We start from the raw sequence: 15,081 nt of genomic DNA on the forward strand, positions 1-15,081 counted from the left end.
CGGCCGGGACGGGCGGGATGTGGACGACGGACGGTTCGAAGTTACGGTCCGGTGTCCTACGGTGGGGCTGCGATGAATGAGCAGCCACCCGCGGGAGAGGAGTCCCGCCGCGCACGACGGCGGCGGGTCGACAACCCGTTCGACCACCAGCAGCTGCCCACGCAACGACCGACTCCCGAGCCGCGGACGAGCGACCGGCTGCCGACGCGCCGGGAGCTTCGCGAACTTCGCGAGGGCAGATCGCGCAGCCAGGGCCGGGTGAAACTGCCGCCGGTGGGGGAGACGGTCACGCAACGCCGCACCCGGCGCCTGCGGGTGCTGGGCCTCGCGGTGCTCGTCGTCGCGCTCGTCGCCGCCGCCTTCGGGGTATGGCGCGTGCGCTCCGGCGGCTCGAAGCCCGCCTTCAGCCCGGTCGCGACCAGTCTGCTGCCGCCCACCGCGTCGAGGATCGCCCCCGCTCCGCCACCGCCGACGTCGGTGCCGGCCTCCGGGTCCGGCACGCTCACGCCGATCGACTTCGCCGGGATGCCGAACGGTCTCGCGTCGAGTTCGTCCACGGCGTCGGGCCCGCAGATCCCGTTCGCGGTCGAGCTGGAGGCCGGCGCCGGGTTGCAGGCGATCCAGGTCACTCAGCTCGCGGCCACCGTCCTGAACCCGCGGGTGGGGTGGCTGAGCAAGCCGAACACCAATCTGCAGCCGCTCAGTCCGGACGAGGTGGCCAAGGGCCGCAAGCCTGCCTTCGTCCTCGCGGTCGTGAGCCCGGCGATGATCGAAAAGCGTTGCGGCGCAGCGCAGTTGCTCTGCGGCAACGGCACCACGCGATACATCAGCACGCGGGCGTGGGTGGCGCCGCCCGCGGCATACGAGAAGGAGGCGGGAGCGTTCCAGCTCTACGCCTTCAACCACGAGATCGGCCTCGCGCTGGGCAAGCCGGAGGTGCGATGCAGCACGCCGGGGCGGGAGGCCTCGGTGATGCAGGACCAGACCAAACCGCTCGGCGGCTGCACGCCGTGGCCATGGGTGGTCAGCTCGACGGAGCTGCGGGGCGCCCTCGGCCAGCCGTCCGGCGCCGCCGCGACGTCAACTTCCGGCAGTTGAGCCAAGGCCCGCAAGCCGCCCGGCCGCCTCGGTGAGCACCTCGGGTCGCTTGCAGTAGGCAAACCGGACGAGCGTGCGCGCTGCGTCCTTGTCGTCGCAGAAGACCGACACCGGCACGCCGACGACCCCGCAGAGCTCCGGAAGCCGCCAGCAGAAGTCGACCCCATCGGTCGCGCCGAGGGCTGCCGCGTCGGCGATGGTGAAGTAGGTGCCGGCCGGCCTGCTGACGGTCAGTCCGGCATTGACCAGACCGGCGGTGAGGATGTCGCGGGCCTCCTGCATGGTGGCCGCGAGCGCCCGGTAGAAGTCGTCGCCGAGTCGTAGTCCCGCCGCGATCGCCGGCTGGAAGGGGCCGCTGCCGACATACGTCAGGAACTGCTTGACGGTCGCGCACGCGGTCACGAGCGCCTCCGGGCCGGTCAGCCAGCCGACCTTCCAGCCGGTGGTGGAGAACGTCTTGCCGCCCGAGCTGATCGTGAGCGTCCGCTCGAACATGCCCGGCAGCGTCGCCATCGGGAGGTGCTGCGCGCCGTCGAAGGTGAGATGTTCATAGACCTCGTCGGTCACCACGATCGCGTCGTGCTCCCGCGCCAGCTGCGCGATCAGCTCGAGTTCGGCACGGGTGAAGACCTTGCCGGTCGGGTTGTGCGGGGTGTTGAGCAGCACGAGGCGGGTGCGGGGCGAGAACGCCGCACGCAGCGACGCCTCGTCGACCGCGAAGTCGGGAAACCGCAGCACGCTGGTGCGCCGGGCGGCGCCGGCGAGCGCGATGGTCGCGGCATAGGAGTCGTAGTAGGGCTCGAAGGTGACCACCTCGTCGCCGGGCTCGCAGAGCGCCAGCACCGCCGCCGCGATCGCCTCGGTCGCGCCCACCGTGACCAGCACCTGCCGGTCGGCGTCGAGGCGCAGGTCGTAGAAGCGCCGCTGATGCTCGGCGATCGCCGCCCGCAGGTCGGGTATGCCGCGGGCGGGCGGATACTGGTTTCGCCCCTCGTCGATGGTGGCCTTCGCCGCGGCCAGCACGGGCTCCGGCCCGTCGGTGTCGGGGAAGCCCTGCCCGAGGTTGATCGCCCCGGTGCGAGCAGCGAGCGCGGACATCTCGCCGAAGATGGTGGCGCCGAAGCCGCGCATGCGTGCGATCAGCGGGTCCGGCAGGTCGAGCGGGTCCTGCAGGTGGAGCTGGTCGTGCTGGTTGAGCGGGTCGCTACTGGCGGCGGAAGTCATGCAGCCGATGCTAATGACGCACCGATTCGCGGTGGTCCCGGCCTTTCCCGTATCCTGTGAGGTACGACTCGCGTGACTTCATCACCGATGAGGGTTCGCGGGTCGAATTCGCGCGTCCTCGACCGGCGCCTCCTCCTCACCGGGGAGCCCGGGGCAGACCCGCCAGTTCGTCATACGACATCGGTATGCCGATCCGGGTCCGTCAGGGCGCCAGGTTCACGAAGCACCACCGGTGCCTCGTGAAGACAACTGGAAACCTTTTGAGCAGAAAGGACTTCGGCATGGCCGTCGTCACTACCCGCCAGCTCCTCGAGAGCGGCGTCCACTTCGGGCACCAGACCCGTCGCTGGAACCCGAAGATGAAGCGCTTCATCCTGACCGAGCGCAACGGTATCTACATCATCGACCTGCAGCAGTCGCTGACCTACATCGGCGACGCCTTCGAGTTCATCAAGGCCACGGTCGCCCACGGCGGCACCGTGCTGTTCGTCGGCACCAAGAAGCAGGCGCAGGAGTCGATCGCCGAGCAGGCCACCCGCGTCGGCATGCCCTACGTCAACCACCGCTGGCTCGGCGGCATGCTGACCAACTTCAACACCGTCCACAAGCGTCTCGCCCGGCTCAAGGAGCTCGAGGAGATCGACTACGACGACGTGGCGGGTTCGGGTCGCACCAAGAAGGAGCTCCTCGTCCTCAAGCGTGAGAAGGACAAGCTGGAGCGCACCCTGGGCGGCATCCGCGACATGGCCAAGGTGCCGTCGGCGGTCTGGGTCGTGGACACCAAGAAGGAGCACCTCGCGGTCACCGAGGCGCGCAAGCTCAACATCCCGGTCGTCGCGATCCTCGACACCAACTGCGACCCCGACGAGGTCGACTACAAGATCCCGGGCAACGACGACGCGATCCGTTCGGTCACCCTGCTGACCCGCGTGGTCGCCGACGCCGTCGCCGAGGGCCTGATCTCGCGCTCGCAGGGCCGCTCCGGCGCCGAGGCCGAGGGTGCCGAGGCCGAGCCGATGGCCGAGTGGGAGCGCGAGCTGCTCGCCTCCGAGGACGCCGCCGCCAAGACCGACGTCGAGACCGGCCCCACCTCGGTCAAGGAGGCCGCTGACGCGACCGCCGCCGCGGACGTCGTCGACCCGGCCGAGCAGGCCGCCGTTGCCGAGGCGACCGAGAAGACCGCCGAGGAAATCGCCGAGGCCTGAGCCTGACCCCGAGCCCGAGCCATTTCGGGTTCACGGCCCGTACGTGCCGGTGTCGGCTGCTCGCCATACGGCTGCGCTGCACTGGCCCGTACGGGCCGCCACCATTTCCACCAAGTATTCGTAGTTCGCGAAGGAGCGAAACACACACATGGCCAACTACACCGCTGCCGACATCAAGGCGCTGCGCGAGCAGACCGGTGCCGGCATGCTCGACGTCAAGAAGGCGCTCGACGAGGCAGACGGCGACAAGGGCAAGGCCACCGAGATCCTGCGGGTCAAGGGCCTGAAGGGCGTCACCAAGCGTGAGGGCCGCTCGGCCTCCAACGGTCTGGTCACCGCCAAGGTCGAGGGCGGCGTGGGCACGCTGCTGGAGATCAACTGCGAGACCGACTTCGTCGCCAAGGGCGACAAGTTCATCGAGCTGGCCGACAAGGTGCTGGCGCAGGCCGTCGCCGCCAAGGCCACCGACGCGCAGAGCCTGCTGGAGTCGACCGTCGACGGCGGCACCGTGCAGGACATGCTCGACCAGGCCGGCGCGACCATCGGCGAGAAGATCGAGGTGCGCCGGGTGGGCCGCCTCGAGGGTGAGAACGTCGTCTCCTACCTGCACAAGACCAGCCCCGACCTGCCGGCGCAGATCGGTGTGCTCGTGGCCACCAAGGGCGGCGACGAGCAGACCGCCAAGGACGTCGCGATGCACATCGCCGCGTTCAGCCCGACCGTGCTGACCCGCGACGAGATTGACGCCGAGACCGTCGAGAACGAGCGCCGGGTGGCCGAGGCCACCGCCAAGGAGGAGGGCAAGCCCGAGGCCGCCCTGCCGAAGATCATCGAGGGCCGGGTCAACGGCTACTTCAAGGAGAACGTCCTGCTCGAGCAGCCGTTCGCCAAGGACTCCAAGAAGACCGTGCAGAAGGTCGCCGAGGAGGCGGGCGCGGACGTGACCGGCTTCCTGCGCTTCAAGGTCGGCGTCTGACGACACGCGTAGCGAAGGTTGCCGACGTAGCGACGTAGGAGCGCCGTCGGCGGCCGGAGCGGAGTGTGCGGAAGGCGCCGCGAAGGCACGGCGTCTGACGACACGCGTAGCGAGTACTGACCGGCCCTGACGAGCTGTTGCTCGTCAGGGCCGGTTTGCGTCTGCGGGCTGCGCGTGGCACGGGGCTGGCGGCGTAGGGCGTGCAGAAGTCGCGACGGTTGCGGGGTGTGCACGCGGATCGGCCCGGGGGCGTGCAGAAGTCGCGACGGTTGCGGGGTGTGCACGCGGACCGGCCCAGAGCGTGCAGAAGCCGCGACGGTCGCGGGGTGTGCACGCGGACCGGCCCAGAGCGTGCAGAAGCCGCGACGGTCGCGGGCTGTGCACGCGGGCTAGCTGGGCCGCGCTCTCATCGCTCCTACTGCGGCAACACAATTCGAGCGGGTATGACGGTGCCGTCCGGCTGCCGGCCGGCCTCGACCCAGGCGCGGTGGAACGCGCTGCCGGGTGCGACCTCTGCTCGCCGCTTCGGTTCCGCGACGATGTCGACGGGTGCGGTGATCGCGGCGCGCTGTGCGGGGGGAGTGGTCCGGCGCGCGTGCTGCACCGCGTCCCGCAACGCGCGGGCGAGCGGCTTGATCTCGTGATCGACGGTGACCAGGCCGAGGTCGTACTCGCGCTCGGGGAAGTCGAGCTGGGCGCGGTCGATGTCGTGCGAGCACCACCAGGTGATGCCGGTGAGCGTCGGCAGCGCCGTCACGCAGGCGACCGTGCGGGCGACGAACTCCTCGGCGTCGGCGACCGGCACCTGCTCGGTCGGCGCGCCCACCTCCTGCAGCCAGATCGGCCGGTCGACGGGCCCGCAGGCCGCGGCGAGGCAGGCCAGGTAGGCGGCGTGGCTGGTGGTCGCCGGGCCGGTCGGGCCGTCGAGCGCGCTGCCGTTGAACACCCACGAGTGCACTGAGGTCTGGTCGCCGAAGCGGGTGACGTCGCCCGGCGCGAACGGGTGGTCCGGCGCGTAGAGCGCGTCGTCATACAGCGAATGGATGACCTGGCGCCCGCCCGCGACCTCGCGCACGACGGAGACGAGCTCGCCGGCCCACTGCGTCGACTCCTCGAGGGTGGTGGAGTTGGCGGGCCACAGGTTGTTGACCTCGTTGCCGATGGTGATGGCGAAGACGTTGGGCTCCTGCACGACCTCACCGGTGAGCGCCCGCGCGTAGCTGTGGATGCCCTCCCGCACGCGCGCATCGACGAACACGCTGCCGTCGTGCCAGGTGCGCATCCACGACGGCAGGAAGTCGAAGCTGGACAGGTGGCCCTGCAGCAGGTCCACCGACACCTCGAGCCCAGCCTCTCCCGCAAGACGTATGACGGTGCGCACGTCGGCCATGGCCGTCGGTCGCAGGTGCCCGCGGCCCGGCTGGATCCACGGCCAGATGGGGAAGATGCGCACGTGATCCATTCCGAGGGCCGCGAGGTCGGCGAGGTCGCGGCGCACCGCGTCGGCGTCCAGATCCAGCCAGCTGTAGAACCAGCCTCGGGACGGCACGTAGTTGGCGCCGAACCGCAGCGGGCGCTCGGCGGGGGAGACCTCGGGCATGGCGCTGACCCTAGAACGGTTTAGCGCGAGCGGCAACCGATCGTGCCAGCACGTGGCCGCAGGCCGTCAGTCGCGCGGTGGCGTGGTGCTCTCGCGCACCACGAGTTGCGGCACCGAGGCCTGCATGCGCACGGGGGTCGCCGGCGCGGCGATCGTGCGGATCAGGCAGTCGGCGACCTGCTCGCCGAGCGCGAAGGTGTCACGCGACAGGGCGGTCAGGGACGGGTGCATCAGCCGCGCCAGGACGGAGTCGTCAAAGGACACGATCGACACGTCGCGGGGGACCGACCGGCCCATCTCCATGGCGACGCCGAGGCCGGCGACCGCCATGAGGTCGCTGTCGAAGATGAGGGCGGACGGTGTGGGCCGGACGGTCAGGGCAGCGCGGGTCGCCGCCGCGCCCTCGGTGTCGGAGAAGTCGGTCGTGGTCGTCGCGACCTGCAGGCCGAGCGTCTCCGCGGCGGCCTTGAGCGCGGCGATCCGGCGGCGCGTGTGGCGCAGTGACGGGAGCCCGGCGATGTGATGGATGCGAGTGTGGCCGAGGGCCGCGAGGTATTCGGCGATCGTGCGCATGGCAGCCCGGTCATCGGCTACGACCGTCGAAATCCGTTGTCCCCGTGTGGGATCGCCGAGTGCCACCGCGGGCAGGTCGAGTCGTTCGAGCTCGGCGATGCGCGGATCGGGTGTCAGCAGGTCGAGCAGGACGACGCCGTCGACGCGGTCCTCCGCGGCCCAGCTGCGATAGACGTCGAGCTCGGCCGCGGTGTCCTCCACGACCATCAACTGCAGGCCGACCCCGTGCGCGGACAGGCCAGCCTGCAGGCCGGAGATGAGCTGGGCGAAGAACGGCTCCACACCGAGGGTCCGGGCGGGGCGGGCCGAGACGAGTCCGACCAGGCCGGTGGTGGAGCGCCCGAGTGCGCGCGCCGCGCTGTGCGGGCGCCACTGCCGGCGCTCGACGATCTCCAGGATGCGCTTGCGCGTCTCGTCGCTGACGCCGGGCCGGCCGTTCAGCGCGAACGACACCGCTCCCTTCGACACGCCGGCCTCCCGTGCGATGTCGGCGATCGTCGGTCGTGCCATGAGAACCCCTTCGTACTGCGCCGTGCGCACTTCGGGCCGGCAACTGATACCGACGGTTCTACCGGGATCTGCTTGACAGCACAATCTTCGCTCGCGATAGTTCGATGAACTAGACCGGTTTTGTGGACTGCGTCACCCGAGACGCGGCGCGGGCCGATCTCGCTCGCGGAGGAGTGGACTCGATGAAGCTTTTCAAGGTGGCAGCACTGGGATCCGTCGCGGTCGTCGCCCTGTCCGGTTGCGGCCTCGGCTCGGGAGGGTCGTCGGCGGCCAGCAGCAAGGTGCAGCAGTCGGTCGACAGCAGCGCGAAGCTGTCGGGCACGATCAGCTTCCAGACCTGGGCGCTGAAGAACGACAAGTTCACGCCCTACTTCACCAAGCTGATCGCCGACTTCGAGAAGCAGCACCCCGGCACCACGATCAACTGGATCGACCAGCCGGGCGACGGCTACGCCGACAAGGTCTCGAGCGAGATCAGCAGCAACAGCCTGCCGGACGTGGTCAACCTGCCGCCGGACATCGCCTACGCCGCGGTGAAGGCCGGCGCGCTGCTCAACCTGGCCAAGAGCGACCCGAAGATCAACCAGACCTACGTGAAGTCCGGGCTGTCGGACTACACCTACAAGGGTGTCGACGGCACGTACGCCTATCCCTGGTACCTCGGCACCGACGTCAGCTACTGGAACACCGACATCCTCAAGAAGGCCGGCATCGACCAGAGCAACCTGCCGACGACGTTCGACGGGCTGGTCGCCGCGGCCAAGAAGGTGCACGACGCCACCGGCGGCAAACAGTTCCTGATGAGCCGGAAGCCGAACCTCTACGACATCATGTCGACCGGCGCGCCGATCATGAACTCCGACGGCACGAAGTTCACCTTCAACACCGATGCCGCGGCCGCGATGATCGGCAAGTATGCCGATGCCTACAAGGCCGGTTACATGCCGCGCGAGGTGCTGAGCAGCGACTACCAGGGCAACGACACGCTCTTCAAGAAGCAGCAGGTCGGCTGGACGACCAGCACCGGCTACTACATCACCAGCCTCAAGACCGACAACCCGACGCTGGTGCCGAAGGTGATCGGGTCGCCCGCCATCGGCCTGGCGCCGCTCTACAGCCAGGGCATCTCGGTGTCCGCCAAGAGCAAGAACCCGGCCCTGGCGCTGGCCTTCGCCCAGTTCGTCACCAGCAACGCCAACCAGACCGCGTTCGTCGGCGTCGCCAAGGGCTTCCTGCCGGGCACCCAGGCAGCACAGTCGGATCCGCGGTTCACCACGTCCGACGGCACGCCCGCGGGCAACGCCGCGGTGCTCGGGGCGAAGACCCTGCCGAAGGCCAAGAGCCTCGGTGCGCCGCAGTGGGACCAGCAGGACTCGGACTACCTGGACCAGCAGATCGCCCTCGCCATGACCGGCAAGCAGACGCCGAAGCAGGCGCTGGACAACGCTGTCAACAAGGCGAATTCGCTGCTCAGCAAGTAAGGAAACCACTCGATGGTCCGCACCCACCGCTGGTTCACGCCGTGGATCATGGTGCTGCCGGCCCTGGTCATCCTGTGCGTCTTCGCACTGTGGCCGGCCGTCAACACCTTCTTCCTGTCGTTCACCGACGTGCGCACGCTGAGTGGCGGCACGATCGTCGGCCTGGACAACTACCGGAAGCTCGTCGACGACCCGCAGCTGCGTGCGGCGCTGGTCAACACGGTCGTCTACGTCGTGGTCTGCGTCCCGCTGCTGACCTTCCTGCCGCTGCTTCTCGCCATACTCGCCGAGAAGCCGCTGCGCGGGCTGGCGATCTTCCGGACGATCTTCTACTTCCCGGTGATCGCCTCGGCGGTGGCCGTGGCGGTGATCTGGAAGTTCCTGCTGGACGACCGCGGCCTGATCAACGGCTGGGCGACGCACGCCGGGATCATCCAGGACGCGGTGCCGTTCCTCTCCGGGCGTTGGCTGCTGCTCTTCTCGGCGATCTCGCTGACGGTGTGGAAGGGCCTCGGCTACTACATGGTCCTCTACCTGTCGGCGCTCGGGAACGTCGATCCGCAACTGCACGAGGCGGCGGCGGTCGACGGGGCAGGGCCGATCCGGCGGTTCTGGAGCGTGACCGTGCCCGGCGTACGGCGCACGATGGTGCTGGTCGCGATCCTCGTCATGGTCTCGGCCATGCGCATCTTTACCGAGCTCTACATCCTCGGCGGCAAGACCGGCGGCGTCGGCGGTCAGGACGTGTCGGTGGTGTTCCTCATCCAGAGCTCGGCGTCGGGTGCCGACGGCCGGCTCGGCTACGCCTCGGCGCTCAGCGTGCTGCTCTTCGTGATGACCCTGCCGCCGATGGCGCTGCTCGCGCGGTTCAACCGGAAGGTCGACGAGTGAGCGCCGAACAGCACACGAACACCCCGTCCGTCCGGCGCAGCCGGAGCTGGGCGACGGCCGGTCGCTACTTCCTGCTACTGCTCGTCGCGGCGATCAGCGTCGGACCGATCCTCTGGGAGCTGTCGACGTCGCTGAAATCCAAGGCGGAGGACGTCTATTCGCAGACTCCGAGTCTGCTGCCGCAGCACCCGACGCTGGACAACTTCTCCGAGGTCGCGCGCGCGGTGCCGATCTACCACTTCGCCGGCAACTCGGTGACGGTGGCGGTGATGCAGATCGTCGGCAACCTGCTGGGCGCGACCGCAGCGGGATATGCGTTGGCAAAGCTGCAGTTTCGCGGTCGCAAGCTGATCTTCGGCCTCTTCCTGTCGACGCTCGTGCTGCCCGCCGAGGCGACGATCATCAGCCAGTTCCAGACCATCGTGAAGCTGGGTCTCGGCGACACCCTCGTCGGCGTCGCCCTGCCGGGGCTGATCGGCGCGATCAACGTGTTGCTCCTGCGCAACGCGTTCATGGCGATCCCCGAGGAGCTGGACCAGGCGGCGATCGTCGACGGCGCCAACGTGTGGCAGCGCTTCCGCTACATCGCGCTGCCCAACGTGGTCGGGACCCTGGCGATCATCACCATCCTGACCTTCATCGGGGCATGGGACGACTTCCTGTGGCCGCTGCTGGTGCTGCAGAGCCCCGACAAGCTGACCCTCACCGTGGGCCTGGCCTACCTGCAGGGCACGTTCGTCAACGACCCGCGGCTCGTGGCCGCCGGCGCGATGATCGCGCTCGTGCCGATCCTCGTGATCTTCGCGGTGCTGCAGCGTTACTTCTTCCGCGGCGTCGGTGAGGGAGCGATCAAGGGCTGACCGCCCCCTCACTCCCTCACCGGCTCACCTGCTCACCGGCTCACCGGGACAGCCGCACCGTCACCAGCTGGAACGGCCGCAGCGACAACGTGATTCGGCCGTCCTCTACGGTCAGGCCGTCGGCTTCGACGTCGTCCTCGAGCAGGTTCACCTGACGTGCTCCGGTGTGCTCGAAACCGGGCTCCACGGTCACCCGGGTGCGTGCCCCGAGCGGCTCGTAGATGCGCACGATGACGTCGCCGCTGCCGTCCTCGGCGAGCTTCACCGCCTCGACCGCGGCCGTGCCCTCGCCGCCGATGCGGACCAGCGGCTCGACCGGCGAACCGGTGACCTGCCGGGCCGGCAGGTTGATGCGGTAGCCGGCCTCCACGGCGGCAGAGACATCCGGGGCGACGACGATCGCGTAGCTGCGAGCGTGCCGGCCCTGGTCGGTCTCCGGGTCGGGGAAGCGCGGTGCCCGCAGGAGCGACAGCCGCACGGTCGAGTAGGTGCCGCCGTCGGGGCTCTCGTGGCGGGTGACGTCGTGCCCGTAGGTGGCCGAATTGACAACAGCCGCACCGAAATCCCGCTCCGCGACGTGGACGAAGCGGTGCGCGCACACCTCGAAGCGCGCGGCGTCCCAGCTGGTGTTGGTGTGGGTGGGTCGCACCAGGTGACCGAACTGCGTCTCGAACGCCGCCTCCTTGGCGTGTACGTCGATCGGCACCGCCGCCTTGAGCACCGTCTCGCGCTCGTGCCAGTCGACGTCGACCGAGCAGTCCAGCTGCCGGGCTCCCGGCTGCAGGACCATCGTCTGCACGACCGAGGAGTCACCGAAGGTGCGCCGTACGGTCACCGCTGCCGCGCCGTTATCGGCGAGGTCGACCCGCAGGTCGTCGATCTCGGTGAGGTCGCGCACGGTGTTGCGATAGAACTCGTCGATATCCCAGGCGTCCCACATGTTCGGGAAATCCTGGTGCAGTTGCAGCAGATTGGCGCGTTCGCCCGCAGGCACGACATCGCGCCTGGTCGCCTGGTCGAGCAGCCCGGTGACGATGCCGGCGCGGTCGATGGTGACCGTGACGACGCCGTTGTCGAGCACGATCCCGTCGGCGGTCTCCTCCACCCGCACCGGGTCCCCGCCGCGCGCGGCCACCGCTCCCGACAGGGCCGGCACCGCGCCGTCGAACGGTGTCGCGTTGAAGGTCACCGGCTGGTCCCCGTCCCCGGCGAGCAGCGCGAGCCGGTCGGCGATGAGCTCCTCGAGTTCGGCCTCGACGGCGGCGTAGTTTTCGGCGGCCTCGCGGTGCACCCAGGCGATCGAACTGCCCGGCAGGATGTCGTGGAACTGCTGCAGCAGCACGACTTTCCAGAGTCGCTTGAGGTCCTCGGCGGGATAGTCGGCCAGGCCGCGGACGGCCGCCGTGGCGGCCCACAGCTCGGCCTCGCGCAGCAGGTGTTCGCTCCGCCGGTTGCCCGCCTTGGTCTTGGCCTGGCTGGTGTAGGTGCCGCGGTGCAGCTCGAGGTAGAGCTCGCCGGCCCAGACCGGTGCGTCCGGGTAGTCGGCCTCCGCCTTGGCGAAGAACGCCGACGGCGCCTCGACGGTGACCTGTGCGGACCCTTCCAGGTCCTGGGTGCGCGCCGCACGCTGCAGCATCTCGCGCGTGGGACCGCCGCCACCGTCACCCCAGCCGAACGGCGCCAAGGAGTATGACGCAGCGCCCTTGTCGCGGAAATTGGTTGCGGCATGGGCAAGTTCGCGACCCGACAGGTCGGAGTTGTAGGTGTCGACCGGCGGGAAGTGGGTGAAGACTCGGGTGCCGTCGATGCCCTCCCACTGGAAGGTGTGGTGCGGGAAGACGTTCTTCTGGTTCCAGCTGATCTTCTGCGTCAGGAAATGCGTCAGCCCCGCCTGCTTGACGATCTGCGGGAGCCCGGCCGAATAGCCGAAGCTGTCCGGCAGCCACACCTCCGAGCAGGTGATCCCGAACTTCTCCCGGAAGTAGCCCTGACCCATCACGAACTGCCGCGCCATCGCCTCGCCGCCGACCATGTTGGTGTCGGACTCCACCCACATGCCACCGGTCGGCACGAACCGGCCGCTCTTGACGTGCTCGACGAGCCGCGCGAAGACCTCCGGCCGTTCGCGCTCGATCCACTCGTACTGCTGCGCGGACGACATCGCGAACAGCAGGGAGTCGTCGGTGTCGAGCAGGTTGGTCACGTTGGAGACGGTGCGCGCCACCTTGCGCACGGTCTCGCGCACCGGCCAGAGCCAGGCGGAGTCGATGTGGGCGTGGCCCACCGCGCTGATCTTGTGCGCACCCTGGCTCGCGGTCCGGGCCAGCAGCGGAGCCAGCACCTCCCGGGCCGCCGCGGCGGTGCCGGGCACGTCCTGCAGGTCGATCACGTCGAGCGCGTGGTCCAGGCCCAGTTGCAGCTCCATCCGCCAGCCGTCCTGCTCGGGCAGCGATCGCATCAGGCCGTCGAGCACCTCGATGTCGGCGACCAGCTCCCACACCTGCGTGTCCCGCACGCACACCTCGGCCCGTGCCAGCCGGTAGAGCGGCCGGTCGCCGGCGGTGGTCTTCTCGCCGAGCTTGGTCGGGCGGAACGGATCGATCTCCAGGATCAGCGGGTTCGCGGCCGCCTCGACATACAGGTCGACGGCTTTGCCCGGTGGGACCGGGATCCACACGTTGCGCGGGTTGAGGCCCTTAATCGTGGTGCCGTCGGGCCGGTAGACCAGCCCTTCGGCCTGGAAGCCGGGGGAGTGATCGGCCCAGCCGAGGTCGAAGACGATCTCCAGCGGCCCGGCGGGGTCGGGCGCGGGCGCGTTGCCGGTGACGTGGAACCACGTGGTGCCCCACGCCGGCCCCCACTGGTCGCCGACCGCGAAGGGCTCGTATGACGCGGCGAACGCCTCGCTCGGCGCGACGGGTTCGCCCTGGCCGCCGTCGACGTGCCAGGCCTGCACGGTGAGATCGCCGACCCGGCGGTGCACCGCCGGCTTGAGGCGTTCGTTCAGCACGCGCTCGATGCGGTGCTCGGTGAGGGATCGGCGGTCGTGCACGAAGCGACTCCTTGGTCGGGGTGAGCGGGTGTGATGCGGGTGTGACGCGGGTATGACGGGACGAACCGCACCCGACGCTAATCCGGTTCAGTGCACGATGTCCACGGACACGCAGGTTCACCCTGTCCGGACCGCCCGACCGCGGTTGTGGCAGGATCTACCGACCGCTGCTCACGTCTGCCGCATCCGGAGGCCGCGATGACCATCAGCCCAGCCCCGACCGAAACCCCGCAGCGAGTGCTTCTCAAATTGTCCGGCGAGGTGTTCGGCGGCGGCCGGATCGGGCTCGACCCCGACGTCGTGCGCGGTGTCGCCGAGCAGATCGCCGAGGCCTCGCGCAGCGGGGTCGAGATCGCCGTCGTCGTCGGCGGTGGCAACTTCTTCCGCGGCGCCGAGCTGCAGCAGCGTGGCATGGACCGCACCCGGGCCGACTACATGGGCATGCTCGGCACGGTGATGAACTGCCTGGCCCTGCAGGACTTCCTCGAGAAGGAAGGCATCGACACCCGGGTGCAGACCGCGATCACCATGGGTCAGGTCGCCGAGCCCTACATCCCGCGTCGCGCGATGCGGCACCTCGAGAAGGGTCGGGTCGTCATCTTCGGCGCCGGAGCCGGGATGCCGTTCTTCTCCACCGACACGGTGAGCGCGCAGCGGGCGCTGGAGATCAAGTGCGACATCGTGCTGATCGCCAAGAGCGGGGTGGACGGGGTCTACACCGCCGACCCCAAGCAGGACCCCGACGCGACCAAACTGGAGACGGTCACCTTCGCCGAGGCGCTCGCCCAGAACCTGCGCATCGTGGACGCCGCGGCGTTCAGCCTCTGCATGGACAACGACCTGCCGATGCGGGTGTTCGGCATGGAGGGCGCGGGCAACATCACCCGGGCGCTGCAAGGTGAGAAGATCGGGACGCTGGTCAGCGCCTGATCGCGGGCCACGCCATACCGACGAAGAACCCACCAAGAACCCACCAAGAACCCAGCACGTTTCGACAAACCCACATCGACGGAGAAGGTCACCACACCATGGACGGCAGCATCGACGACAGCCTGCTCGAGGCCGAGGACAAGATGGAGAAGGCGGTCGAGGTCGCCAAGGAGGACTTCGCCTCGATCCGCACCGGCCGGGCCAACGCGGCGATGTTCAACAAGCTGATGGTCGACTACTACGGTGCGCCGACCCCGCTGCAGCAGCTGGCGTCGTTCCAGACGCCGGAGGCGCGGACCGTGCTGATCCAGCCCTTCGACAAGGGCTCGATGGCAAACATCGAGAAGGCCCTGCGCGAGAGCGACCTCGGCGTCAACCCGGGCAACGACGGCAACGTGATCCGCGTCGTCCTGCCCGCGCTCACCGAGGAGCGCCGCAAGGACTACATCAAGCTCGCCCGGCAGAAGGGTGAGGACGCCAAGGTGTCGATCCGCAACGTGCGCCGCAAGGCCAAGGAGGACATCGACCGGGCGGTCAAGGACGGCGACATCGGCGAGGACGAGGGCTCCCGGCACGAGAAGGAGCTGGAGGCCACCACCAAGAAGCACGTCGACGCGGTCGACGACCTGCTCAAGGGCAAGGAGGCCGAGCTCCTCGAGGTCTGAGGTCGCTCCCCGCCGG

Annotated in this window: 12 protein-coding genes; 8 read left to right on the top strand and 4 right to left on the bottom strand. The window is 69.2% G+C overall.

Translation table 11 applies throughout. The annotated features are described in order from the left end of the window. The first annotated feature begins 72 nt into the window (after positions 1 to 72). On the top strand, positions 73 to 1,098 hold the full coding sequence (locus HJ588_RS10740; protein WP_171154785.1) for a DUF3152 domain-containing protein: 1,026 nt from the start codon (positions 73 to 75) through the stop codon (positions 1,096 to 1,098). Here the strand turns inward: HJ588_RS10740 and HJ588_RS10745 are convergent. Continuing rightward, entirely contained in the window at positions 1,081 to 2,253 is a 1,173-nt protein-coding gene (locus tag HJ588_RS10745) for a pyridoxal phosphate-dependent aminotransferase (RefSeq protein WP_281358891.1), read from the bottom strand. The genes HJ588_RS10740 and HJ588_RS10745 overlap by 18 nt on opposite strands. Positions 2,254 to 2,603: 350 nt before the next feature. Between HJ588_RS10745 and rpsB the strand changes: the two genes are divergently transcribed. After that, a complete protein-coding gene (rpsB, locus tag HJ588_RS10750; protein ID WP_171154787.1) occupies positions 2,604 to 3,527 on the top strand; it encodes a 30S ribosomal protein S2 in 924 nt (307 codons plus the stop codon). A 148-nt stretch (positions 3,528 to 3,675) separates the two neighbouring features. After that, entirely contained in the window at positions 3,676 to 4,503 is an 828-nt protein-coding gene (gene tsf / locus HJ588_RS10755) for a translation elongation factor Ts (protein WP_171154789.1), read from the top strand. A 415-nt stretch (positions 4,504 to 4,918) separates the two neighbouring features. On the opposite strand, the gene HJ588_RS10760 is transcribed toward tsf, so the two are convergent. Together HJ588_RS10760 and HJ588_RS10765 are read right to left on the bottom strand one after the other, a co-directional pair. Further along, positions 4,919 to 6,103 carry a glycoside hydrolase 5 family protein gene (locus HJ588_RS10760; protein WP_171154791.1) on the bottom strand — a complete coding sequence of 395 codons (1,185 nt, stop codon included), beginning with the start codon at positions 6,101 to 6,103 and terminating at the stop codon, positions 4,919 to 4,921. Positions 6,104 to 6,169: 66 nt separating this feature from the next. Then, positions 6,170 to 7,186 (bottom strand): LacI family DNA-binding transcriptional regulator, encoded by a 1,017-nt coding sequence (locus tag HJ588_RS10765; protein ID WP_171154793.1) that lies wholly within the window; start codon positions 7,184 to 7,186, stop codon positions 6,170 to 6,172. Between the two features lie 182 nt (positions 7,187 to 7,368). On the opposite strand from HJ588_RS10765, the gene HJ588_RS10770 reads away from it, so the two are divergent. Genes HJ588_RS10770 through HJ588_RS10780 form a run of 3 tightly spaced genes read left to right on the top strand, consistent with a single transcriptional unit; the run spans position 7,369 to position 10,418 of the window. Further along, positions 7,369 to 8,667 carry an ABC transporter substrate-binding protein gene (locus HJ588_RS10770; protein ID WP_171154795.1) on the top strand — a complete coding sequence of 433 codons (1,299 nt, stop codon included), beginning with the start codon at positions 7,369 to 7,371 and terminating at the stop codon, positions 8,665 to 8,667. Between the two features lie 12 nt (positions 8,668 to 8,679). Then, positions 8,680 to 9,558 carry a carbohydrate ABC transporter permease gene (locus tag HJ588_RS10775; protein WP_171154797.1) on the top strand — a complete coding sequence of 293 codons (879 nt, stop codon included), beginning with the start codon at positions 8,680 to 8,682 and terminating at the stop codon, positions 9,556 to 9,558. Beyond that, positions 9,555 to 10,418 carry an ABC transporter permease subunit gene (locus HJ588_RS10780; RefSeq protein WP_171154799.1) on the top strand — a complete coding sequence of 288 codons (864 nt, stop codon included), beginning with the start codon at positions 9,555 to 9,557 and terminating at the stop codon, positions 10,416 to 10,418. Before HJ588_RS10775 ends, HJ588_RS10780 begins: the two co-directional genes overlap by 4 nt. Positions 10,419 to 10,458: 40 nt before the next feature. Here HJ588_RS10780 and HJ588_RS10785 read toward each other — a convergent pair whose 3' ends face one another. After that, on the bottom strand, positions 10,459 to 13,470 hold the full coding sequence (locus tag HJ588_RS10785) for a glycoside hydrolase family 38 N-terminal domain-containing protein (protein WP_171154801.1): 3,012 nt from the start codon (positions 13,468 to 13,470) through the stop codon (positions 10,459 to 10,461). A 198-nt stretch (positions 13,471 to 13,668) separates the two neighbouring features. Between HJ588_RS10785 and pyrH the strand changes: the two genes are divergently transcribed. Continuing rightward, complete coding sequence (gene pyrH / locus HJ588_RS10790) at positions 13,669 to 14,400, top strand: UMP kinase (RefSeq protein WP_171154803.1); 732 nt, start codon at positions 13,669 to 13,671, stop codon at positions 14,398 to 14,400. Between the two features lie 98 nt (positions 14,401 to 14,498). Next, the gene (frr, locus tag HJ588_RS10795) at positions 14,499 to 15,065 is read left to right on the top strand and encodes a ribosome recycling factor (RefSeq protein WP_171154805.1); all 567 of its coding nucleotides are present in this window, start codon (positions 14,499 to 14,501) and stop codon (positions 15,063 to 15,065) included. The last annotated feature ends 16 nt before the right edge of the window (positions 15,066 to 15,081 follow it).

This window comes from Flexivirga aerilata, from assembly GCF_013002715.1.
GTDB classification, from domain to species: Bacteria; Actinomycetota; Actinomycetes; order Actinomycetales; family Dermatophilaceae; genus Flexivirga; species Flexivirga aerilata.

Coding starts and splice junctions, on each gene's coding strand:
- HJ588_RS10740 (WP_171154785.1), top strand. CDS start 73: ATGAATGAGCAGCCACCCGCGGGAGAGGAGTCCCGCCGCGCACGACGG.
- rpsB (WP_171154787.1), top strand. CDS start 2,604: ATGGCCGTCGTCACTACCCGCCAGCTCCTCGAGAGCGGCGTCCACTTC.
- tsf (WP_171154789.1), top strand. CDS start 3,676: ATGGCCAACTACACCGCTGCCGACATCAAGGCGCTGCGCGAGCAGACC.
- HJ588_RS10760 (WP_171154791.1), bottom strand. CDS start 6,103: ATGCCCGAGGTCTCCCCCGCCGAGCGCCCGCTGCGGTTCGGCGCCAAC.
- HJ588_RS10765 (WP_171154793.1), bottom strand. CDS start 7,186: ATGGCACGACCGACGATCGCCGACATCGCACGGGAGGCCGGCGTGTCG.
- HJ588_RS10770 (WP_171154795.1), top strand. CDS start 7,369: ATGAAGCTTTTCAAGGTGGCAGCACTGGGATCCGTCGCGGTCGTCGCC.
- HJ588_RS10775 (WP_171154797.1), top strand. CDS start 8,680: ATGGTCCGCACCCACCGCTGGTTCACGCCGTGGATCATGGTGCTGCCG.
- pyrH (WP_171154803.1), top strand. CDS start 13,669: ATGACCATCAGCCCAGCCCCGACCGAAACCCCGCAGCGAGTGCTTCTC.
- frr (WP_171154805.1), top strand. CDS start 14,499: ATGGACGGCAGCATCGACGACAGCCTGCTCGAGGCCGAGGACAAGATG.